Source organism: Arthrobacter wenxiniae, assembly GCF_013376105.1.
In the GTDB taxonomy this organism is placed as follows: Bacteria; Actinomycetota; Actinomycetes; order Actinomycetales; family Micrococcaceae; genus Specibacter; species Specibacter wenxiniae.
This window is the reverse complement of the sequence record NZ_JAAMFM010000009.1, coordinates 1-21666: the sequence shown is the minus strand read 5'-3', so window position 1 is coordinate 21666 and position 21666 is coordinate 1. Positions and strand designations below refer to the sequence as shown.

Here is a 21666-nt window from a genome sequence, read left to right as displayed (position 1 = left end):
GGACGGGACAGTACAGGGCGCGCAGCGGGCTTTTGGCGGCCACGGGGTGTCACTGCGTGGAAGCCGGATGATGCCAGCCTTCGGCGGGGTCCGGGTCGCCCAGGCCGCGCGCCGACAGGGCCTCGCCCGTGGCCCGCGCGTATCCCACGGTGGCAATGACGACGGGCAGCGAACGGGCCAGCAGGTTGCGCTCGAGCCCACGGGCCCGCGCGGCGTCGCGCACGTCGCTGAACGCGCCGATCACAAAAGGGATGCTGCGCAGCATGAGGGCCACGGTGAGCGAGAACCGCTCGGGATCCGCACCAAGCCGCTCGAGCGGCCGCACCACCGCTGCCAGACCGTCCAGGAGCTCGTCCACCGGCGTCGTGGCCGTGAGGATGTTCGACGCCAGGACCGTGGCCACAATGGCGGCCACCACCTGCCACGCCACCACGGCCCCGTTCTGCCACCACTGGTAGGCGGCAATGAGCACCAGGAACACCAGCATGAGCCTGACGGCACGCCACAGGCGTCCCCGGGGCAGCCCGGCCAGGGCGTGGCCCGCGACGACCACCAGCAGCACGGCCGTGGTGACGGCCGCCCCGGCAGCCACGGACACGGCGGGGGAGGCCAGGCACAGCACGGCAACGGCCAGCAGCAGGACCGCCTTGAGCCAGAGGGGAAGGCGGTGGACGGGAGAATGTCCCGGGACGTACCCGGCCACCAGGTGGGCGTGGCCGCGCATCAGGCCACCAGGGCCCGGTACCGGTCCACGGCGTGCCCGGGCGGACCGTCAAAGGCGATGCCGCCGTCGTCCACCACCAGCACCCGCTCGCAGCTGGCGGCCAGCTCGAGGTCGTGGGTGGACATGATCACCTGCTGGGGCAGCCCGGCCAGCAGCCCGCGCAGCATCCGCGTGTTGCGCAGGTCCAGCAGCGTGGAGGGTTCATCCAGCACCAGGATGGCGGGCTCCACGGCCAGGACCGCGGCCAGCGCCACCAGCTGCCGTTCGCCGCCGGAGAGCTCGTAGATGCTGTTGGCTGCCAGGTGGGCCAGGCCGTACCCGGCAAGCTGGTCCAGCGCCCTTTGCCGCCGTTCCCGCTTGGGCAGCTTCAACCGGCGCAGGGACAGCTCGACATCCTCCACCGGAGTGGGCATGACCAGCTGGGACAGCGGATCCGTGAAGACGAAGCCCACCGTGCGGCGGACCGCGGCCCCCTCCATGGCGGTGTCCAGCCCGTTGACCCGCACGGTCCCGGTGCTGGGGAGCACCAGGCCGTTGAGGAGGCGCAGCAGCGTCGACTTGCCCGATCCGTTCGCCCCAATGACGGCGATGCGCCGCTGCGCCAGTTCCAGGTCCAGCGGCTTCAGGATGGTCTTGGGGCCGTCACCGCCGGCCCCGTCCGGCGGAATGCTGACCCCGGCCGAGGAGAGCACAATCGAGTGGCGTGCAGGGTTGTTCACCGGCGGCGGCGCACCAAAAGGTCGGGAAAGGCCCGGTGCAGGCTCAGCGCGATCGCGACGGCAACGACGTTCTTCAGGATGTCACCGGGGAGGAAGATGACGTCCGCGCCGGCCGCCGCGGCCAGCCCCATGCCCTTGAGGGCGAGGCCGAGAATGCCGCAGAGGTGGATGACCACCATGCCGGCGAGGGCGGCACCGAACAGTGCAACGCCGCGGAAGCGGCTGCGCACGGCCCACACGGACAGCAGGCCCACCACCGCGGCGCCGAGGACAAAGCCGATGATGTAGCCGGCGGACGGGCTGGCCAGCACGGCCGGCCCGGCCCTGAAGCCGCTGAAAATGGGCAGCCCCACGAGGCCCAGCAGAATGTACAGGGCCACGGCGGCGGTTCCGCGGCCAAAGCCCAGCACCAGCCCGCACAGGCTGACCACCAGGGTCTGCAGCGTGATCGCCACGCCTAGCGGGCCCACATTGATTCCCGGCACGGCGACGGAGGCGGCCAGCAGCGCCGCAAAGACGGCGACCAGTGAAAGGTCCACGGCGCTCCAGCGTTGGCGGCGGACGCCCCGGCCGGCGGTGGAGGCGGGCTGGGTTGTGCCCTTGGACGGCCCGTCAAGGGCGTGCGGCCGTGATGTTCGATTCATTGTGCGTGACTTTCCTCGCGCCGGGGCGTGGTTGGCCCCGGACGTCGTTAGACTGTATAGGTTGCGCCGCGAGTGCCCAACCGCCGGCAGGGTGCGTTTTGCATCACCTGCCCCCCATATGTGAAAGGTTACTACGTTGATTACGGTCCAAGACCTTGAGTTACGCGCCGGGGCGCGCCTGCTCATGGACGAAGTGTCATTTCGGATCGACAAGGGTGACAAGATCGGCCTGGTGGGGCGCAACGGTGCCGGCAAGACGACGCTGACCCGCGTGCTGGCCGGCGAGGGCCTGCCCGCCGGTGGCAAGGTCACCCGCAGCGGCGAGATCGGCTACCTGCCCCAGGATCCCCGCACCCCCGACATGGAGCAGCTGGCCAAGGACCGCATCCTGGCCGCCCGCGACCTGGACAAGGTCATCACGAAGCTGCGCGCGGCAGAACATGACATGGCCAGTGAGGACGACAGCGTCCGGGACAAGGCCATGCGCCGCTATGACCGGCTCGAACAGGAGTTTCTGGCCGGTGGCGGCTACGCTGCCGAGGCCGAGGCAGCCGCCATCTCCTCCAACCTGGCCCTGCCGGAGCGGATCCTGAACCAGCCGTTGAAGACGCTGTCCGGCGGCCAGCGGCGCCGGGTGGAGCTGGCCCGGATTTTGTTTTCCGGCGCCCAGACCATGCTCCTGGATGAGCCCACCAACCACCTGGATGCCGACTCCATTGCCTGGCTGCGGGATTTCCTCAAGGGCCACCAGGGCGGGCTGATCGTGATCAGCCACGACACCGGGCTCCTTGAGGCGACGGTGAACAAGGTGTTCCACCTGGACGCCAACCGCGCCACGATCGACCAGTACAACCTGGGCTGGAAGAAGTACCTGGCCCAGCGCGAGACCGATGAGCGGGCCCGGCGCCGGGAACGCGCCAACGCTGAAAAGAAGGCCGGCGTCCTGATGGACCAGGCCAACAAGATGCGGGCCAAGGCCACCAAGGCCGTGGCTGCGCAGAACATGGCCAAGCGCGCCGAGCGGCTGCTGGCCGGGCTGGAGGACGTGCGGGCCCAGGACAGGGTCGCGGCGCTGCGCTTCCCGGATCCCTCGCCCTGCGGGAAGACCCCGCTGATGGCCGAGGGCCTGAGCAAGTCCTATGGTTCGCTGGAGATCTTCACCGACGTCAGCCTGGCCATCGACCGCGGCTCCAAGGTTGTCATCCTGGGCCTCAACGGTGCCGGCAAGACCACGCTGCTGCGGATGCTGGCCGGCGTGTCCACGCCGGACACCGGGGAGATCATCCCCGGGCACGGGCTCAAGGTGGGCTACTACGCGCAGGAGCACGACACCTTGGACGTTACCCGGACGGTGCTGGAAAACATGCGTGCGTCCGCCGGGGACATGAACGACGCCGAGGTGCGCGGCATCCTGGGCTCCTTCCTGTTCTCCGGCGACGACGTCAACAAGCCCGCCGGCGTCCTTTCCGGTGGCGAGAAGACCCGCCTGGCCCTGGCGACCATCGTGGCGTCCTCGGCGAACGTGCTGCTCTTGGATGAGCCCACCAACAACCTTGACCCGGCCAGCCGTGCGGAGATCCTGGGCGCGCTAAAGAACTACACCGGGGCCGTGGTGCTGGTCAGCCACGACGAAGGGGCCGTGGCGGCCCTGGACCCGGAGCGCGTGGTCCTGCTGCCCGACGGCGACGAGGACCTGTGGAACCCGGACTACCTGGACCTGATCACGCTCGCCTGAGAACTTTGTGCACGACGCCGGTCAGCGGACCGACGTCGGCACGGCGCCGCTGACGCGGGCCAGGTCGTCATAGCTGATCGAGAGCATGGCCTGGTGGCTGCCCGCCCCCGCCCACAGCACGGGATACTGCGCCAGCTCGGTGTCCAGCAGGGCCCGGATCGGGCGGGGGTGTCCCAGCGGGGCCACGCCGCCCACAGGCTGCCCGGCGTGTTCAAGCACGAATTCGGGGGTTGCCCGGGTGATCTTGGGCAGGCCGTGTTTGCGGGCCACGAGCTTCACGTCCACCTTCGCGGCGCCGCTTGCCAGGATCAGCAAGGGCTCCCCGCCGCACTCGAAGATCAGGCTGTTGGCGATGGCCCCCACGTCGCAGCCAAGCACGGCCGCCGCCGTCGCGGCCGTGGCGACTTTGTCGTCAACCAGCACCACCGTGTCCGGCATGCCGGCGGCCAGCAGGGCGGCACGGACATTCTCGACGGCAGGGTCCACAGTGTGTTCAAACATGAAAGCACTCACCTTCCCAGTCTATGGCGGTGGGAATGGCTAAAAGCCCTGCGCATCCAGGATGGCGTCCTCTTCCTCCTCGGCCGTGGGCCTTGCACCTGGCTTGCGCACCTTCCGGGAGGGGCGCGGGTGGAATGCGGAGCCGCGCCCGTAGACTTCCTCGACGGGCACGCCGGTCTCGGCAGCCTCCAGGGCGTCGTACTCGTCATTGCGCCGCTGCGTCCTTGCCGCGTAGCCGAATCCCACAAAGGCCAGCACTCCGAAGCAGATCCATTGGAGGGCGTAGCTGAGGTGGGATCCCGGGTCGATCGACGGGGCCGGGAACGGCGTCGGGTTCACGGAGGCCGCCGGGGACTCGCTGGCCAGCTGTCCATAGGCGCCGGTCTTGATCGGGTAGCTGAGCTGGGCAGCGTAGTCGTTGAGTTCAATCGAGGCGATCTGCCCCGCCGGCGCGCCCCGGTTCAGCTTGGGCTCGGGCGGACGGAGCCGGGCCACCACCGTCACGGTGCCGGCATGGGGCTGGGGCACCACGTCAGGGTGCCCGGGTTCCTTGTTGCCGATGGGGAGCCAGCCCCGGTCGATGATGACGGTGTCGCCGTTTTCAAGCCTGAGCGGCACAATGACCTCATAGCCGGCGGCCCCGTTGAGGGGCCGGTTGCGCACCACGCGCTGGTCGGCCGTCATGTAGGTCCCCGTCATGGCGACGGCGGTCCACTCCTTGGCCGGGTCGAGGTGGTTGAAGTTGGCCTGAAGCTGCTGGTAGGGCACCGGGGCGGCGGAGTAGTTCGCCGTGATCTTGGCGATGTTGGCCATGGTGTCGTTGTTGCGGTTCATCTGCCAGTTTCCCAGCGCCACGCAGGCGACGGCGAACACCACGGCCACGGCGAAGTAGCCGGCCCATTTGCTGGAGAACAGGAATCTATACATCTTCATGGATCAGGCGCGCCCCTCGGATGTCATGGGCAGGGTTTCCTTCCACAGCGACCGGCCCCGCAGGTAGTCTTCCAGCCACGCCGCGTGTTCATCGCAGGCAAGCCAGATCTTGCGGCGCTCGGGCGTGTGGATTTTGGGGTTGTTCCACAACAACTGGGTGGTGGCCCTGTTCCGGCAGCCCTTGCGGGAGCAGATGGCCTCGGCCGGTTCCGGGCCTGAGATGCCCAACAGGTTCACTGCTGCTTCCCTTCCGGCCCGAGCTCGTCCGGCCCAGTGCCGCCGTCCGCTTTGTCCGGCGCATCGTCGTCGTCGACCAGTTCGCCTTCGAGCACCACGGGGGACGCGTCGTCGTCCGGGTCGCCGGTGAGTTCATACAGGGGAGCCTGGTCCAGGAGGCTGGCGTTTTCCTGGTGGGTGGTGTCCGCGCCGCCGTTGGCAATGACCACGGCAATCCACGGCAGGATCACGGCGCCCACCATCGGCACCAGCTTGAACCAGCCGTCAACGACGAAGATCAACACGATGCACGCCATGCGGATGCCCATGGCGATGGAATACTTCACAAGCCGCCCGTGCATCTCCTGGCTGTGGGCCTCTTGCGCATTGGTGATGGACTGGACCTCGGGAACGGCGGCGCCGTGCCGGTACAATTTCCGGTGCGGTTCGCCGAAGGACGGCATGGCTGTTTGGTCTTTCATCACACTCCAAGGGACGTTTTCATTCTCTCACCGCCGCTGTGCACAACCAAAAAGCCCAAAGTGTGTGGGCCCGCGGCTTTCACCGTAGGATTCAATCCGAGTCGAAAATCTTGGAGGAATACATGACTGCACCAGCAAGTGCACCCGGCCAGGGCCGCAGTGTCCTGGTCACCGGTGGAAACCGGGGGATCGGACTGGCCATCGCGCAGGCGTTCCTTGCCAACGGAGACAAGGTGGCCGTCACGTTCAGGAGCGCCTCCGTTCTTCCCGACGGCATTCTGGGCGTGCGGGCCGACGTGACGGACGCCGCATCCATTGACGCGGCCTTTGCGGAGGTCGAAGCGGCCCACGGGCCCGTCGAGGTGCTGGTGGCCAATGCCGGGATCACCAAGGACACGCTGCTGCTGCGCATGAGCGAAGAGGACTTCACCTCCGTGGTGGACACGAACCTGACCGGCGCGTTCCGCGTCATCAAGCGCGCCTCCAAGGGCATGATCCGCCTGCGCAGGGGCCGCATCGTGCTGATCTCCTCCGTGGTGGGCCTGTACGGCTCCCCGGGGCAGGTCAACTATGCCGCGTCAAAGGCGGGCCTGGTGGGCATCGCCCGCTCGCTGACCCGGGAACTGGGTTCACGCGGGATCACGGCCAACGTGGTGGCGCCCGGCTTCATCAGCACCGACATGACGGCGGCCCTGCCGGAGGAGACCCAAAAGCAGTACCTCTCCACCATCCCGGCCGGCCGCTTCGCCACGGCCGAGGAAGTGGCCGGCGTGGTCCGGTGGGTTGCCAGCGACGAGGCCGCCTACATCAGCGGAGCGGTGATCCCGGTCGACGGCGGACTGGGCATGGGCCACTAGGCCCCCACCACCGAGCCAACGCACCATTTGAGAAACGAAGGAATGTTTATGGGAAAGCTTGACGGAAAGACAGCAATTGTGACGGGGTCCTCGCGCGGAGTGGGAGCCGACGTGGCGAAGTTCCTGGCCGCCGAAGGCGCGGCTGTGGTGGTCAACTACCGCCAAAAGGCGCCCCGTGCCAACAAGGTGGTTGCCCAGATCACCGAGGCCGGCGGCAGCGCCGTGGCCGTTGGGGCGGACCTGACCACGCAGGAAGGCGTGCAGGCGCTGGTCAGTGCCGCCATGGAGAACTTTGGATCGCTGGACCTGGTGGTGCTCAACGCATCCGGCGGCATGGAAAGCGGCATGGCGGAGGACTACGCGCTCCAGCTCAACCGCAACGCCCAGGTCAACCTGCTCAACGCCGCCCTGCCCCTCATGAAGCCCGGATCGCGCGTGGTGTTTGTCACCAGCCACCAGGCACACTTCATCCACACCGTGCCCACCATGCCCGAGTACGAGCCCGTGGCCAGGAGCAAGCGTGCGGGCGAGGACGCCCTGCGCGCCCTGATCCCGAACCTGGCCGCCGAGGACATCTCCCTGGTGGTGGTCTCCGGCGACATGATCGAGGGCACTGTCACGGCCACGCTGCTGGACCGCGCCAACCCGGGCGCCATCGAGGCGCGCCGTACAGAAGCCGGCCGCCTCTACTCGGTGGCCGAGTTTGCCGCGGAGATCGCCAGGATGGCCACGGCCGACGTCGAGACCGGCCACACCGAATACGTGGGCGGCGCCGACTACTTCAAGTAGGCCGGCAAGTTCAAGTAGGCAAGCAGGTTAAAGTAGGCAAGCAAGGCTCCGGCCCCCGCAGCACGGAGGGCGGCGCCGCTACGCGACGGGGATCCCTGCCAGGGCCAGCGCGACGTCGAGGTTCGGCAGGTTGATCTGGGCGTCCGCGACGGCCCGCACGGCCGGCTTCGCGTTGAAGGCCACACCGAGGGCAGCGGCCGCCATCATGTCGAGGTCGTTGGCGCCGTCGCCGATCGCCATGGTGGCGCCCTGTCCAATTCCGGCCTGGGCGCTCCAGGCGCGCAGGGACGCCGCCTTGGCTGCACGGTCCACCACGGCGCCGTGGACCCGCCCGGTCAGGTGGCCGTCCACGATTTCAAGGTCGTTGGCCAGGGCAAAGTCCAGCCCCAATTCCGCGGCGAGCGGGGCAAGGATTTGGGAAAAGCCGCCCGAGACCGCTGCCACCGCGTGCCCGGCGGCCTTGGACCGCGCCACCAGGCGTTCCGCGCCCACCGACAGCTTGATCTTGCCGCCCACCTCATTCAGCACGCTTTCCGGCAGCCCCGCCAGTGTGGCGACGCGGTGGTGCAGGCTTTGGGCAAAGTCGAGCTCGCCGCGCATGGCGGCCGCTGTCACCTTCGCCACCTCGGCCTCCGTGCCGGCATGGGCGGCCAGCAGTTCGATGACTTCCTGCTGGATCAGCGTGGAGTCGACGTCCATGATGATGAACTTCCGTTCCGCGCCGCGCAGCGAGTCGGGCACGACGGCGGTGTCCACGCCCGCGATGGGCGCGGCGGCGAGGGCGGCGCGGAGCCTGGTGACGGCGTCGCCCGTGTCCTTGGTGCCGGCGGCCAGGGCGAAGGTGGCGCATTCGAAGCCGGGGTGGCTCTCGGCCGTTTCCCCGGTGATGCGCAGTCCGTTGGCGGCCAGCACGGCCCGGACTTGGCGCAGGGTTTCCTGGGGGAGCGTTTCGCCGTAGCTGACCGCGGTAAATGTGGAGGGCATGGGCCGATTCTATCGAAGCCGGCCCGCCATGCGGCGCACACCGGCTGTGCCCTGGCTCGGCACAGGTGCGCAGTTCGCGCTGGCTGGCCCGCGTGCCCTAGGCTCATGGTTTATGAGTGAAGTTTTGGGTTTGGCCGGTGTCAGCGTGGTCCGCGGCACCAAAACATTGTTGGATTCGGTCGACTGGCGGGTGGCCGACGGTGAGCGCTGGGTGGTCCTGGGGCCCAACGGCGCGGGCAAGAGCACGCTGCTGCAAATCGCCGGTGCCCGCATGCACCCCACCCGCGGCGTGGCGGGCATCCTGGACGAGGTCCTCGGCGCCGTGGACGTCTTTGAATTGCGGCCCCGGATCGGCTTGGCCTCGGCCACGCTGGCGAGCCAGATTCCGGAGCACGAGAAGGTCCTGAACGTGGTGGTCACGGCCTCCTACGGCGTCACCGGCCGCTGGCGCGAGGCCTACGAGCGCGATGACGAGCGCCGCGCCTTCCGCCTTCTCGAAGACTGGGGCATGTCCACCTTCCTGAACCGCCCCTTCGCCTCCCTCAGCGAGGGGGAGCGCAAGCGCGTCCAAATCGCCCGCGCCCTCATGAGCGACCCGGAACTGCTGCTGCTGGACGAGCCCGGCGCCGGCCTCGACCTGGGCGGCCGCGAGGACCTGGTCCGCCGGCTCGGGGACCTGGCCGCGGATCCGCTGGCACCGTGCACCGTGCTGGTCACCCACCACCTGGAGGAAGTCCCGCCGGGCTTCACGCACGCCCTGCTGATGCGCGACGGCGGCATCGTCGCCCAGGGTCCCATCGACGCCGTGCTGACCGAGGAACACCTCAGTGCCACCTTCGGCCTGCCGCTGACAGTGACGCGCACGGGCGGCCGCTATGCCGCGACCGCACGCCACTAGCGGTGCGGCCGCCGTCAGTGCCCGGCCGCCCGGGAACCGGGACCACCGGCGCATGATCATCCACCTGGCAGACCCCGCGGACCCGCGCGTCAGCGACTACACCTCGCTGACCGACGTGCAGCTGCGCAGGACCCGCGAACCGGCCGAGGGCATGTACATCGCCGAAAGCTCGCGGGTCCTGCGGCGCGCGCTGGAAGCGGGGCACCGTCCTCGCTCCTTCTTCATGGCGGAGAAATGGCTGGCGGAGCTCACCGACGTCATCGACGCCCACCCCGACGTCCCCGTCTTTGTGGGCACGGCACGCTTGCTCGAGGACATCACCGGCTTCCACCTGCACCGCGGCGCCATGGCAGCCATGCACCGCCCGGCCCCGGTGGACCTTCCCGCGCTGCTGGCCGGGGCCCGCCGCGTGGCCGTCCTTGAGGACATCGTGGACCACACCAACATCGGGGCCATCTTCCGCTCCGCCGCGGCCCTGGGGGTGGACGCCGTGCTGGTCAGCCCGCGCTGCGGGGACCCGCTGTACCGGCGCAGCATCCGGGTGAGCATGGGCACCGTCTTCCAGGTCCCCTGGGCCCGGCTCACCGCCTGGCCCGAGGACATGTCCCTTCTGCGTTCTGCCGGATTTACGACGGCGGCCCTCGCCCTGAAGCCCGATTCACTCACCATCCGCCAGCTCGCCGCACGCAACGACGGGAAGCTGGCGCTCATCCTCGGCACCGAGGGGGACGGGCTCGGCGCGGAAACCGTGGCGGAGGCCGACCACGCCGTCATGATCCCCATGCACGCCGGGGTCGACTCGCTCAATGTTGCCGCCGCCAGCGCCGTTGCCTTCTTCGCCACGCAGCCCCCACACGGGACGCACGGGTAGGCTGGCACCATGAAAATTGGTGACGTGGTTGCGGATTTTGAACTGCCTGACCAGCATGGCACGCCGCGCAGGCTTTCCACGCTGGCGGCAAACGGCCCCCTCGTGATCTTCTTCTACCCCCTCGCGGGCAGCGGCGGATGCACCCGCGAGGCGTGCCGCTTCCGCGACCTGGAGCAGGAATTTGCCGCCGCGGGCGCGGCGATCGTGGGCATCAGCACCGATTCACCGGAGAGGCAGCTGGCCTTCGCCGCCGCAAACCGGTTCAGCTACCCGCTCCTGAGCGACCCGCGGGGAGAGGTGACGGAACTCTTTGGCGTCCGGCGCCACCTGCTGGCCAGGACGCTGCCCACCAAGCGGTCCACGTTCATCGTGGACCCGTCGCTGACGCTCCGCTTCCAGGTGTCCAGCGAGACCAACATGGAGGTCCACGCCAACGACGCCCTGGCCGCGCTGGCAACCTCGCCTGGGAATTGGCGCCGGCTTGGATAATTCGGCACCCAGCCGGTAAAGTTTGTAGCTGGCCCGTGCGGCCATAACATTCATCAGTCTGGCAAAAACCAGGCGATTACATTTAGAGGTCACCCGTGAAGTTGAACACCCACCCCAAGTACCAGGCCATCGTCTTCAACGACCTGGCCTCCGGCACCAAGTTCCTGACGCGCTCCACCGCGACGTCGAGCAAGACCATTGAGTGGGAAGACGGCAACACCTACCCGGTCATCGACGTTGAAATCTCCTCCGAGTCGCACCCGTTCTACACGGGCAAGCAGCGCATCATGGACAGCGCCGGCCGCGTGGAGCGCTTCAACGCCCGCTTCGCAGGCTTCGGCAAGAAGTAGCAGCCTCTTCCAACTGGCCCGCAGCACAGGTGGAGAATCGCGTTTTGGACGCGATTCTCGACCGCGGCTGCGGGCCGGCTGCTTTAAGGGCACGACGGCGGCGCGGCCAAGGCTTGCCGGCTGACTTTGCGCGCGGATGCCGCGGGCAGGGAAGATGGAGCCATGGCTTCTGAACTGCACGGCGAATACAAGGTCCACGGCGGAAAGCTGGTGGTGGTTGATCTCGAAGTCGCCGACGGGTTGCTGGCCGGCGTCTCCGTCAGCGGCGACTTCTTCCTGGAGCCCGACGAGGCCCTGGCGGACATCAACCGGGCCCTCACCGGCCTCCCGGCGGAACTCCCGGCCACGGCGATGGCGGACGCCATCACGGCGGCCCTGCCCGACGGCGTCGTCCTCTTCGGCTTTTCCGCCCAGGCCGTGGCGATCGCCGTCCGTCGGGCCCTGGCCAAGGCCAGCAGCTGGCTCGACCACGAGTGGGACGTCATCGCCCCCACCGTCCTGCCCACGGCCGTCAACGTGGCCCTCGACGAGGTGCTCACCGGGGAAGTCGGGGCAGGACGACGCAACCCCACCCTCCGCTTCTGGGATTGGGACGAGCCCTCCGTGGTGATTGGCAGCTTCCAGTCGGTGCGCAACGAGCTGGACCCGGCCGGCGTCGAAAAGTACGGCATCCAGGTGGTGCGCCGGATCAGCGGCGGCGGGGCCATGTTCATGGAGGCCGGCAACTGCATCACCTATTCGCTGTACCTCCTGCAGAGCCTCGTGGACGGGCTCACCTTTGAGGATTCCTACAAGTTCCTGGACAGCTGGGTCATGGCGGCCCTGGAGTCCATCGGCGTGCAGGCGTTTTACGTCCCCCTCAATGACATCGCCACCGACCAGGGCAAGATTGGCGGGGCTGCACAGAAACGCCTCAGCAACGGCGGCATGCTCCACCACGTCACCATGAGCTACGACATCGACGCCGACAAGATGGTCCAGGTGCTGCGCATTGGCCAGGAAAAGCTCTCCGACAAGGGGACCCGTTCGGCCAAGAAGCGCGTCGACCCGCTGCGGCGGCAGACAGGCCTCCCGCGGGCTGAAATCCTGGCCCGCATGATGGAGACGTTCGCCGCCCGGTACAACGCGTCTCCCTCGAAGCTGACGGAGCAGGAACTTTCCGCCGCCGGCCGGCTGGTGGAAACCAAGTTCGGCACGCCGGCCTGGCTGAACAGGATCCCGTGAGCGGCGCCGCGTCCGGGACGGCCCCCGGGACCGGGCCGCTTTCCCTTATGCGCGTGTGGTGGCGCAGCCAGCCCCCGGCCGCCTTCGCGTTCGTCATGGCGACGGGCATTGTCTCCGCGGCACTCACCGACGCGGGGGTGGCGGCCGCCGGGCTGGCGCTTCTCTGGCTGGCGGCGGCGGCCCTGGTCCTGCTGACCGTGGGGCTGGCAGGCAGGCTCTGCGTTGGACGCAGTGCGGCGGTGGCCGCCTTCCGCAACCCGCACTCCGGCTTCGGCTACCTGACCATGGTGGCCGCCATGAACGTTGTCGGCGCCGGCTTCCACGGCAGCCATCCGGCCGTCACCTGGACCCTGGGCATCATCAGCTTTGCGCTGTGGCTGTTCCTCGCCTACGGGATTCCGCTCTCCATGATGCTCCGCACGGAAATGGGGGAGAGCGCGGTACCGCGGCTGCTTCCCGTGGACGGCACGTGGTTCCTGTGGGTCGTGTCCACGCAGTCGCTGTCCGTCGCGTCGGCCACTCTGGCAGGCGGCGATCAGACCAAGCGCCTGCTCAGCGACGCGGCCGTCGCCTTCTGGGGCATCGGCATCATGCTGTACCTCACCCTGACCACCCTGGTGATCCTGCGCCTGCTGACCGGCGGCGAAAACAGGGGAGGCATTGTCCCGACGAACTGGATCTTCATGGGCGCCACCGCCATCACGGTGCTGGCCGGGTCCATGATCCTGCACCTGCCGGCGGGGGTGCCTGTGCTGGAACTGGCGGCGCCCACCGTTGGCGGCCTCAGCTACCTGCTGTGGGCCTTCGGCCTGTGGTGGGTGCCGCTGCTGGTGGCGTTCGGGGTGTGGCGCCACATCATCCGGCGCGAACCGTTGAAGTATGCCACCGCACTGTGGTCGATCGTGTTCCCGCTGGGCATGTTCGCGGTGGCCACCTACCACTTCGGAAACGAGAACGGCATGCCGCTGGTGGCGCTGCTGGGCCTGTGGGCCAACTGGATCGCCGTGTCGGCCTGGATCCTGGTGGCCGCCGGCATGGCTGCGGCCGCAGTGGCATTCCTCCGCCGCAAAGAGCCGGTGGCCGACTAGGCCGGCCCCCCAGCAGTCAGCGACGCCGCCAGGGCCTGGGCCGTGAGGGCCCGGACAAGGTGGTCGCGCTGTTCCACCAGGATCCTGCGCAGCCCTGTCGCCGCGTCGGGGTTGACGGCGAGCCACGCATCGGTGCGCACCACCACCGGATGCGCCAGCGGGTCCGCCCCGTCCTCCAGATCCTGGCGTGCCGGGAACAGCCCGCCCACAATCCGGCTGGCAATTTCAATGCTGCGCGTCACCCACACGGTGTTCAGCGCCGCGAAATACGGTTCAACATAGGCATCGAGCAGCTCGTGCCCGCCCACCATGAAGCCCTCGATCGTGGCGCTGAGCAGTTCGTTTGTCAGGGAAGTCCCGGCCACCGCCTGCTCCCACGCAGCGGCCTTGCTCGCGGCGTCGGGACGGGCAGCCCCGGCCGTGGTCCGCGCAACCCGCGTTTCCGCCGTGGTGTGGCGGGCCAATTCGGCATCGAGCTGCTCCACGGTTGCGGCGCCTCGGGCCGCCAGCGCCTCCCACAACAGCCACCTCAGTTCCGTGTCGACCGCCAGCTCCTGCGGGACTGCGTCCCCGGCCAGCAGTCCCTGGATCCGGGCCGTCGGCAAATCGCTGCTGCGCCCGAGCGCGGCAAGGGCCCTGGCCCACACCAGCTGTTCATCGCTGCCCGGTGCGGCCGCGTCCAGGTGGCGTTCGACGGCGGCCAGGAGTTCCGCCTCCACCCCGCCCCGTGCTGCCGGCGCGCAGTAGTGTGCCACCGCGGAGCGGGCGTTGTCGGCCAAGGTCTGCAGGAGCGCAATGTCCGGTTCGCCCGCGGCGTGCCTGCACACCGCAGTCACGTAGCTGCCGGCGGGCAGCACGGCGTCGCGGACGGCGTTCCACAAGGAGGACCAGACCAGGCTCCTGGCCAGCGGGTCCGCCACGGACCCCAGTGAGGCAAGTGCCGTCCGGAGGGAAGCCGGGTCCAGCCGGACCTTTGCGTAGCTGAGGTCCTGGTCGTTGACGACGATCAGGGCCGGCGCCGGCAGCCCTGCCAGCGCCTCCACGTCCGTCACGGGCCCGGCCACATCGACCGCCGCCGAATGGGTGCGGACCAGGCGTCCGGCGTCGTCCGCGGACGTGCCGAAGTTGAACAGGCCCACGGACAGGCGGTGCGGGCGCAGGGCCGGGAGCCCCGTGGTGGGATCCACGGCCGCTTGGGCGATTGAAAACGAGGTGATGGCCCCGTCCGCCACGGTTAACGTGGGCGTCAGCGTGGAGATGCCGGCGGTCTGGAGCCAGCTGGCCGCCCACTGTGCCAGGTCGCGGCCCGAGGCGGCCCCCAGGGGTTCCAGCAGGTCGGCCAGCGAGGTGTTGGAGTATTCGTGGGCGCGGAAGTACTCTCGCGCGCCCGCCATGAACGCGTCCCTGCCCACGTAGGCCAGCAGCTGCTTGAGCACGGACGCGCCCTTGGCATAGGTGATGCCGTCAAAGTTCTGCTTGGCCGCCTCGAGGTTCGGGATGTCGGCGACGATCGGGTGTGTCGTGGGCAACTGGTCCTGGACATAGGCCCAGGCCTTGCGCCTGCTGGCGAACATCGTCCAGGACTTCGCGCCCCAGCCGGTGGCGTCGGCCACGGCAAGGTGGCCCATCAGGTCTGCGAAGGATTCCTTGAGCCAGAGATCGTCCCACCAGCCCATGGTCACGAGGTCGCCAAACCACATGTGTGCCATCTCGTGCATGATGGTGTTGGCCCGCTGCTGGTATTGGGTGTCCGTGGCGCGCGAGGTGTGAATGTACGACTCGGTGAACGTCACCAACCCCGGATTTTCCATGGCGCCCAGGTTGTATTCGGGGACGAAGGCCTGGTCGTACTTGCCGAACGGGTACGGGTAGTCGAACAGCTCGTTGAAGTAGGCCAGGCCGGCCTTGGTGACGGCAAAGATCGGGTCCGTGTCGAAATTGTCCGCCAGGGACGCACGGCAGTACGCGGTCAGGGGAATCGCCAGGGCCGTTCCGGCGTGTGCGCTGTCCGGGCCGAACACCATGCTGAACTGGTCCGAGACCTTGAAGTAGGGCCCGGCCAGGATGGTGGTGATGTAGGTGGAAATGGGCAGCGTCGGGGCAAAGTCCCAGCAGCCGGAAACGGCCTGGCCCTGCTCGTCGCGCCCCACTTCGGCATAGCCGGCAACCGGCTGGTTGGAGGCCACCTCCCAGTGGGCGGGGGCTGTGACGTGGAAGGTAAACGGTGCCTTGAGGTCGGGCTGCTCAAAGTTGGCAAAGACGCGGCGGGCGTCCGCCGGTTCGTATTGCGTATACGTGTAGATCCTGCCGTCCGCCGGGTCCTGGAAACGGTGCAGGCCCTCGCCGCTGCGGGAGTAGGCTGCGGTCGCCCTGACGGTGACCCGGTTCTCCGCGGCCAGAGCGGGCAGCGTGATGCGGGCGCCATCCACCACCTGGCCAACGTCCAGCGCGCGGCCGTTGAGCACCACCTCATTGACGCCCTGTCCGATGAAGTCCAGGAACGTGTTCGCTCCCGGTGAATGCGCGCTGAACGTGATGGTGCTCTGCGTGGCGAACCCTGGATCGTCCAGGTCGGCGGCATTGCTGATGTCCACCCGGACGTCGTAGGAATGGACGGTGATCAGTGATTTTCGCGTGGCAGCTTCGGCACGGCTCAAGTTGGAATTCGACACCAGTTCATTCAACCACGGACCAGGGCGGGCGCCGCCGGGGACCGCTTGGGCCCGGGCCTAGGACCCCATGAGGTGGACCGCGCCAAAGGCGAGTGCGGCGATGAGTGCCCACGAGCAGAGCGCCATGGCCGTGGCCCGCGCGCCGGTCTTGAAAAGCTGGCGCACCCGGACGGATGCGCCAAGGCCGAAGAGGGCCGCGCCCAGGGCGACGTCCTGGGCCGTGGAGCCCGCGGCGACAATTCCCGCCGGGAGCCAGCCGGTGGTGCGCAGAAGGATCATGGCCAGAAAGCCCATCACGAACAGCGGCACCACGGGCGGGAACTTCCCCGCAGCGGCGCCCTGGCCCCCGGGCAGCGCGGCGCCCCGGAGCGCGTGCCGGCGTCGTTCCAGTCCCCCCGCCACGCCCACGATCGGGGCCAGCAGCACCACGCGCGTCAGCTTGATGACGATGGCCGCACTCAGCGCGACGCTGCCGGCGGTCTGGGCGGTGGCCACCACCTGGCCCACGTCGTGGACGCTGGCGCCCACCCACTGGCCAAACCGCAGTGCGTCCAGCCCCAGCGGGTTCATCAGCAGCGGCAGCACACCAATGGCGAGGGTGCCGCAGAGGGTCACCAGCGCCACCGGCAGCACGGTGTCGGCGTGCCTGGTGCCCCTCACGGCGGCCATGGCGCCGATGGCCGACGCGCCGCAAATGGAAAATCCTGTGGCAATCAGGAGGGGCAGGTCGCCGTCGAGCCTGAACAGCTTTCCGAGCGCATAGGTGCCCGCAAAGCTGAGCAGGACCACGCCCACCACCAGCGCCACCGTCACCCACCCCAGCCCGGCAATGTCAGCCAGGCTCAGCTTGAGGCCCAAAAAGACGATGCCCGCGCGCATGAGGTGTTTGCCGGCAAAGTTCAGGCCCGCCCGCAGCGCCCCGTCGCAGAGGGCGGCCGTCCCGGGCAGGTTGACCGCCGCTATGCCCAGGACGACGGCGATGGTCATGGCCGGGAGCAGCGGCACCACCGCGTGGACTGCCAGGGCAACGGCGACGGCCGCCAGGGCGGCGGCGAGGCCCGGGACCAGGGGCGCGGTGCGGCCGCGCCACGTGGCCCTGGCGGTCTTGGCGGTTCCTACCACGGGCTCGGCTTGTAGTCCTTGAGGAATACGCCATATTGGTCGTTCCCGGACTCGCCGGTGACGATGGGGTCATAGACACGCGCCGCGCCGTCCACCAGGTCAAGGGGCGCGTGGAAGCCCTCCTCGGCCAGCCGGATCTTGGTGTGGTGGGGCCGTTCGTCGGTGATCCACCCGGTGTCCACGGCGGTCATGAGGATGCCGTCGGCGTCGAGCATTTCCTGGGCACTGGTGCGGGTGAGCATGTTCAGGGCGGCCTTGGCCATGTTCGTGTGGGGGTGGCCGGGGCCCTTGTAGGCGCGGGAGAACTGGCCCTCCATGGCGGAGACGTTGACAATGTACTTCCGGCGGGCAGCCGAGGCCGCCAGGGCCGGGCGCAGCCGCGAGACGAGCAGGAACGGGGCGGTGACGTTGCACAACTGCACCTCGAGCATTTCCAGGGGGTCCACCTGGTCCACCACCTGCGTCCAGCTGTTGACGGTGGCCACGTCCGGCACCAGGCCGCCGGCGTCAATGGCGGTGCCGGCCGCGACCCGCTCCAGCGAGGCGGAGCCCATGGAAAGGGCCAATGCGGCAATTTCGTCTCCACCCAGCTGCGGGTGCGCGGAGATCTGGCTCGCCAGGGCCAGGGGGTGTTTGTCATGGGCGTGCCCAAAGGTGAGCAGCTCCGGCATGGGGCAGTGGTCCGGCAGCGGTTCCAGTTCGGCGTCGACAAGCGGTCTGTAGGCATTGCCCGATCGCCGGACGGTCTGGGCGGCATTGTTGATGATGATGTCCAGGGGGCCGGCCGCGTTGAGTGAATCCGTCAGGGCGATGACCTGGGCCGGGTCGCGCAGGTCAATGCCCACAATGCGCAGGCGGTGGAGCCAGTCGCCGCTGTCCTCCATGGCTGCGAACCGGCGGGCGGCGTCCTTCGGGAAACGGGTGGTGATGGTGGTGTGGGCGCCGTCGCGGAGCAGGCGCAGGGCAATGTACATCCCGATCTTGGCGCGGCCCCCTGTCAAGAGGGCGCTCCTGCCGCTCAGGTCGGTGCGGGCGTCACGCTTGGAGTGGTTGAACGCGGCGCATGCGGGGCACAGCTGGTGGTAAAAGGCGTCAACCTGCGTGTAGTGCTGCTTGCAGATGTAGCAGGGGCGGGAACGCTGCAGCGTTCCGGCCACCCTCCCCGTGGTTGACGGCTTGAGCTTGTTGCCACGTGTTTCGTCGTCAATCCGGTCGGGCGCGGCGGTGGCCGTTTTGGCCATGACCGCCCTGTCGGCATCATTTATGGCATCCCTTTTAACATTTCGGCGATATCGCTTGACCGCCTTAAACATTTTTCCGGTGGCCCGGCGGACGTTAACATAGTCCGCATTTTCTTCATCATAAACGTGAATGTTTTCCAAAACCTTAATGCAATTTTGGATTTCTTCAGGGGTCAGTTCAGCAGCGCTCACTCCACAATTTTAGCTGCTTTCACGTCCCCCTCCGACCCGGCTGCGGGCAGGCCTTTCCCATCGGTGGCAGGAGTGAGCCCGTCCGCGGCCGGGGCAGGGCGGCTGGCGGAATCGCCCCCCGCCCCAAGGTCGCGCCGGCCTTCCAGCCCGGCCGCAGTCTCCGCGGCCGTGAGCTGGTTGTCCACCACCTGGTCCAAGGTTTGGCGATGCAGCCGGTGCTCCGCGACGGCGAGTTCCACGGCTGCCGGCAGGGCGGCTGCAGCTGCCTTGGCCAGCGCCAGCTCGTCGGCGTCGGGGGCCGGCACCACCTGCCCCTTTCTGAGGATGGTCAGCCCGGAATCGGTGACGGTGAAGCCCCGCGCCAGGTCGAGTTCCTGGCTGACGCCCACCGTCGCCCCGGCCGGGATGCGCACGAACTTGTCGATGATTGCCCGCTTCACCACTGCACCGGCGCCCACCACCACGCCGTCCATGACCACTGAATCCATGACGCGCGAGCCGGTGCCGACAAACACGTCGTTGGACAGGACGGAGTTTTCCACGACCCCGCCTGAGACCACCACGCCGGGGGCTACGATCGAGTCCAGGGCCGTTCCTACGGAGTTGTGCTCGCCGTGGACAAATTTTGCGGGCGGCGAGGTGGTGTTGCGCGTGTAGATCGGCCAGGCCCTGTTATAGAGGTTGAACACGGGAAGCGGGGAGATCAGGTCCATGTGGGCGTCGTAGTAGGAGTCGATGGTCCCCACGTCGCGCCAGTAGTTGCGGTCCCGGTCCGTCGCATCCGGGATGTCGTTGGTGGTGAAGTCGTAGACGAACGCCTCGTCACGGTCCACGAAGTAGGGAATGATGTCACCGCCCATGTCGTTCTTGGTGTCACTCTTGAGCGCGTCCTGTTCCAACGCCTCGACCAGCGCGTCCGTGTCGAACACGTAGTTGCCCATGGAGGCCAGGAACTGTTCCGGCGCGTCCGGCAGTCCCGGGGTGGAGGCGGGCTTTTCCACGAAGGCCGAGATCTTGTGCGCGCCCGTGACGCCGGTGTCAAAGGAATGGTCCACCTCGATGACACCGAACTGGTCTGCCATGGCGAGGGGCTGCCGTACGGCTGCAACCGTGGCCCGTGCGCCCGACTTGATGTGGCTTTGCACCATCTGCTCAAAGTCCATGCGGTACACGTGGTCGGCGCCCACCACCACCACAATGTCCGGGGCCGCATCGACTATCAGGTTCATTGACTGGTAGATGGCGTTGGCGCTACCCAAGAACCAGCTCTTGCCGCGACGCTGCTGCGCCGGGACGCTGGCCACATAGTTGCCCAGTTGCGTGGACATCCGCCACGTCTGGGAGATGTGCTGGTCCATGCTGTGGGACTTGTATTGCGTCAGCACCACGATCTTCAGGTAGCCCGAATTAACCAAATTTGACAGCGCAAAATCGACAAGCCTGAATCCCGCGAAGGGCACAGCCGGCTTGGCTCGATCTGCCGTCAAGGGCATCAACCGCTTGCCCTCACCGCCAGCCAATACGATCGCCAGTACTTTCTTGACAGGCATTCCCCAACCTCCGACAGCTTGTTGTTGCCATGGATAACGTCCCGTGACCGGGTACAACACCTTCACACTAGAACAACGTGTTCAAAGACACTACATTGGGATGGTGCGTATCGATATTGTGACTAAAGAATTTCCCCCGGAAATATACGGCGGTGCCGGCGTCCACGTCGCCGAACTCAGCCGTGTCCTTGCCGCGAAGGTGGACCTGCGGGTCCACGCGTTTGGCGGCGACCGCGAACCGGACTTCCACGGCGCCACGGTGTCCTCCTACGGGAACCTTCCAGAGCTCGCGGGCGCCAATGCCGCGATGCAGACGCTGGGGGTCGATCTCCAGATCGTCCCGGACATCGCCGGTGCGGACTTGGTGCACTCGCACACGTGGTACGCGAACATGGCGGGTCACTTGGCGTCGTTGTTACATGGGATTCCGCACGTGCTCAGCGCGCACAGCCTCGAGCCGCTGCGACCGTGGAAGGCGGAGCAGCTCGGCGGCGGTTACGCGCTTTCCTCGTGGGTGGAGAAGACGGCCTATGAGGCCGCCGCGGCCATCATTGCCGTGTCCGACGGCATGCGCCAGGACATTCTGAGCAGCTATCCCGACGTCGACCCCGACAAGGTCAAGGTCATCCACAATGGCATAGATGTGTCCTCCTGGCAGCGTGATGAGAAGGACGACGTCGTCCGGCACCTGGGCATCGACCCCGCCCGTCCCAGCGTGGTGTGGGTTGGGCGCGTCACGCGCCAAAAGGGCGTGCCGTACTTGCTGAAGGCCGCCGCGGCGCTTCCGCCGGAGGTGCAGCTGGTCCTGTGTGCCGGCGCCGCCGACACCCCGGAGCTGGGCGCCGAAGTGAATTCGCTCATCGACGGGCTAAAGGCCCAGCGCGACGGGATCATTGTCATTGAACGCATGCTGCCCCGCAACGAGCTCATCCAGGTGCTCAGCCATGCCACCGTCTTTGCCTGTCCCTCAATTTACGAACCGCTCGGCATTGTGAACCTTGAGGCCATGGCCTGTGGCGCCGCCGTCGTGGCCAGTGCGACAGGCGGCATTCCGGAGGTCGTGGCCCATGGCGAGACCGGTTTGCTGGTGCCGCTGGAACAAGTCACCGATGGAACGGGCACGCCCCTGGATCCGGACAAATTCGTGGCTGACTTTGCCGCTGCACTTATTGAGGTGGTCAGCGATCCCGAGCGGGCTCGCACGATGGGGGAGAAGGGCCGCGCACGGGCCCAGGAGAACTTTTCCTGGGAGTCGATCGTGGAGGAGACCCTTGGCGTCTACCGCAGCGTGCTCCCCAAGTAGCTGAACGCCCTCTCCGGTGGCTGGGCTGTCCGGGTCTGGGGTTGTCCGCCGGTTTGCGGGTCAGTGGCTGGTGAGGGTCAGC

21 protein-coding genes and 1 pseudogene are annotated in these 21666 nt (G+C 67.9%); 10 read left to right on the top strand and 12 right to left on the bottom strand.

Annotated elements, in window-relative coordinates:
- Positions 1–49: 49 nt before the first annotated feature.
- The 3 genes from G6034_RS08120 to G6034_RS08110 are packed head-to-tail and all read right to left on the bottom strand — an operon-like array spanning position 50 to position 2087.
- Positions 50–724: an energy-coupling factor transporter transmembrane component T family protein gene (locus G6034_RS08120; RefSeq protein ID WP_176634606.1), complete on the bottom strand. Its 675-nt coding sequence runs from the start codon at positions 722–724 to the stop codon at positions 50–52.
- Positions 724–1443 (bottom strand): energy-coupling factor ABC transporter ATP-binding protein, encoded by a 720-nt coding sequence (locus tag G6034_RS08115; RefSeq protein ID WP_425485485.1) that lies wholly within the window; start codon positions 1441–1443, stop codon positions 724–726. Before G6034_RS08115 ends, G6034_RS08120 begins: the two co-directional genes overlap by 1 nt.
- Positions 1440–2087, bottom strand: coding sequence for a biotin transporter BioY (locus G6034_RS08110; RefSeq protein WP_176634605.1), 648 nt, complete (start codon positions 2085–2087; stop codon positions 1440–1442). The genes G6034_RS08115 and G6034_RS08110 overlap by 4 nt, the downstream gene beginning before the upstream one ends.
- Positions 2088–2223: 136 nt before the next feature.
- On the opposite strand from G6034_RS08110, the gene G6034_RS08105 reads away from it, so the two are divergent.
- On the top strand, positions 2224–3822 hold the full coding sequence (locus tag G6034_RS08105) for an ABC-F family ATP-binding cassette domain-containing protein (RefSeq protein WP_176634604.1): 1599 nt from the start codon (positions 2224–2226) through the stop codon (positions 3820–3822).
- A 21-nt stretch (positions 3823–3843) separates the two neighbouring features.
- Here G6034_RS08105 and G6034_RS08100 read toward each other — a convergent pair whose 3' ends face one another.
- From G6034_RS08100 to G6034_RS08085, 4 genes are read right to left on the bottom strand one after another with little or no spacing between them, the layout of a single operon-like run.
- On the bottom strand, positions 3844–4323 hold the full coding sequence (locus tag G6034_RS08100) for a YbaK/EbsC family protein (RefSeq protein ID WP_176634603.1): 480 nt from the start codon (positions 4321–4323) through the stop codon (positions 3844–3846).
- A gap of 39 nt (positions 4324–4362) precedes the next feature.
- The gene (locus G6034_RS08095) at positions 4363–5250 is read right to left on the bottom strand and encodes an SURF1 family cytochrome oxidase biogenesis protein (RefSeq protein ID WP_176634676.1); all 888 of its coding nucleotides are present in this window, start codon (positions 5248–5250) and stop codon (positions 4363–4365) included.
- A gap of 9 nt (positions 5251–5259) precedes the next feature.
- A complete protein-coding gene (locus G6034_RS08090) occupies positions 5260–5493 on the bottom strand; it encodes an acetone carboxylase (RefSeq protein ID WP_176634602.1) in 234 nt (77 codons plus the stop codon).
- On the bottom strand, positions 5490–5954 hold the full coding sequence (locus tag G6034_RS08085; RefSeq protein WP_246295455.1) for a DUF3099 domain-containing protein: 465 nt from the start codon (positions 5952–5954) through the stop codon (positions 5490–5492). The genes G6034_RS08090 and G6034_RS08085 overlap by 4 nt, the downstream gene beginning before the upstream one ends.
- Before the next feature lie 122 nt (positions 5955–6076).
- Here G6034_RS08085 and G6034_RS08080 point away from each other — a divergent pair, with 122 nt between their 5' ends.
- Positions 6077–6811 carry a beta-ketoacyl-ACP reductase gene (locus G6034_RS08080; RefSeq protein WP_176634601.1) on the top strand — a complete coding sequence of 245 codons (735 nt, stop codon included), beginning with the start codon at positions 6077–6079 and terminating at the stop codon, positions 6809–6811.
- A gap of 48 nt (positions 6812–6859) precedes the next feature.
- On the top strand, positions 6860–7600 hold the full coding sequence (locus G6034_RS08075) for an SDR family oxidoreductase (protein WP_176634600.1): 741 nt from the start codon (positions 6860–6862) through the stop codon (positions 7598–7600).
- A gap of 78 nt (positions 7601–7678) precedes the next feature.
- Here the strand turns inward: G6034_RS08075 and serB are convergent, their stop codons facing one another.
- Positions 7679–8584: a phosphoserine phosphatase SerB gene (serB, locus tag G6034_RS08070; RefSeq protein ID WP_176634599.1), complete on the bottom strand. Its 906-nt coding sequence runs from the start codon at positions 8582–8584 to the stop codon at positions 7679–7681.
- A gap of 112 nt (positions 8585–8696) precedes the next feature.
- Between serB and G6034_RS08065 the strand changes: the two genes are divergently transcribed.
- From G6034_RS08065 to G6034_RS08040, 6 genes are all read left to right on the top strand, one after another.
- Positions 8697–9482 (top strand): ABC transporter ATP-binding protein, encoded by a 786-nt coding sequence (locus G6034_RS08065; RefSeq protein WP_176634598.1) that lies wholly within the window; start codon positions 8697–8699, stop codon positions 9480–9482.
- 52 nt (positions 9483–9534) lie between these two features.
- The gene (locus tag G6034_RS08060) at positions 9535–10353 is read left to right on the top strand and encodes a TrmH family RNA methyltransferase (protein WP_176634597.1); all 819 of its coding nucleotides are present in this window, start codon (positions 9535–9537) and stop codon (positions 10351–10353) included.
- 9 nt (positions 10354–10362) lie between these two features.
- Positions 10363–10842, top strand: a complete 480-nt coding sequence (locus G6034_RS08055; protein WP_176634596.1) for a peroxiredoxin — start codon at positions 10363–10365, stop codon at positions 10840–10842.
- Positions 10843–10937: 95 nt separating this feature from the next.
- On the top strand, positions 10938–11192 hold the full coding sequence (locus G6034_RS08050) for a type B 50S ribosomal protein L31 (RefSeq protein ID WP_176634595.1): 255 nt from the start codon (positions 10938–10940) through the stop codon (positions 11190–11192).
- 162 nt (positions 11193–11354) lie between these two features.
- Positions 11355–12416: a lipoate-protein ligase LplAB gene (lplAB, locus tag G6034_RS08045; RefSeq protein ID WP_176634594.1), complete on the top strand. Its 1062-nt coding sequence runs from the start codon at positions 11355–11357 to the stop codon at positions 12414–12416.
- Positions 12413–13504: an SLAC1 family transporter gene (locus tag G6034_RS08040; protein ID WP_176634593.1), complete on the top strand. Its 1092-nt coding sequence runs from the start codon at positions 12413–12415 to the stop codon at positions 13502–13504. Before lplAB ends, G6034_RS08040 begins: the two co-directional genes overlap by 4 nt.
- On the opposite strand, the gene pepN is transcribed toward G6034_RS08040, so the two are convergent.
- From pepN to glgC, 4 genes and pseudogenes are all read right to left on the bottom strand, one after another.
- The gene (gene pepN, locus G6034_RS08035; protein WP_176634592.1) at positions 13501–16176 is read right to left on the bottom strand and encodes an aminopeptidase N; all 2676 of its coding nucleotides are present in this window, start codon (positions 16174–16176) and stop codon (positions 13501–13503) included. The genes G6034_RS08040 and pepN overlap by 4 nt on opposite strands.
- Before the next feature lie 57 nt (positions 16177–16233).
- A complete protein-coding gene (locus tag G6034_RS08030) occupies positions 16234–17298 on the bottom strand; it encodes a putative sulfate exporter family transporter (RefSeq protein ID WP_176634591.1) in 1065 nt (354 codons plus the stop codon).
- Positions 17292–18731, bottom strand: a complete 1440-nt coding sequence (locus tag G6034_RS08025; RefSeq protein WP_176634590.1) for an SDR family NAD(P)-dependent oxidoreductase — start codon at positions 18729–18731, stop codon at positions 17292–17294. The genes G6034_RS08030 and G6034_RS08025 overlap by 7 nt, the downstream gene beginning before the upstream one ends.
- A 226-nt stretch (positions 18732–18957) precedes the next feature.
- Positions 18958–20281 (bottom strand): annotated as a pseudogene (gene glgC, locus G6034_RS08020) (glucose-1-phosphate adenylyltransferase); the annotation flags it as partial.
- A gap of 103 nt (positions 20282–20384) precedes the next feature.
- Here glgC and glgA point away from each other — a divergent pair.
- Positions 20385–21584, top strand: coding sequence for a glycogen synthase (gene glgA / locus G6034_RS08015; RefSeq protein WP_343037992.1), 1200 nt, complete (start codon positions 20385–20387; stop codon positions 21582–21584).
- The last annotated feature ends 82 nt before the right edge of the window (positions 21585–21666 follow it).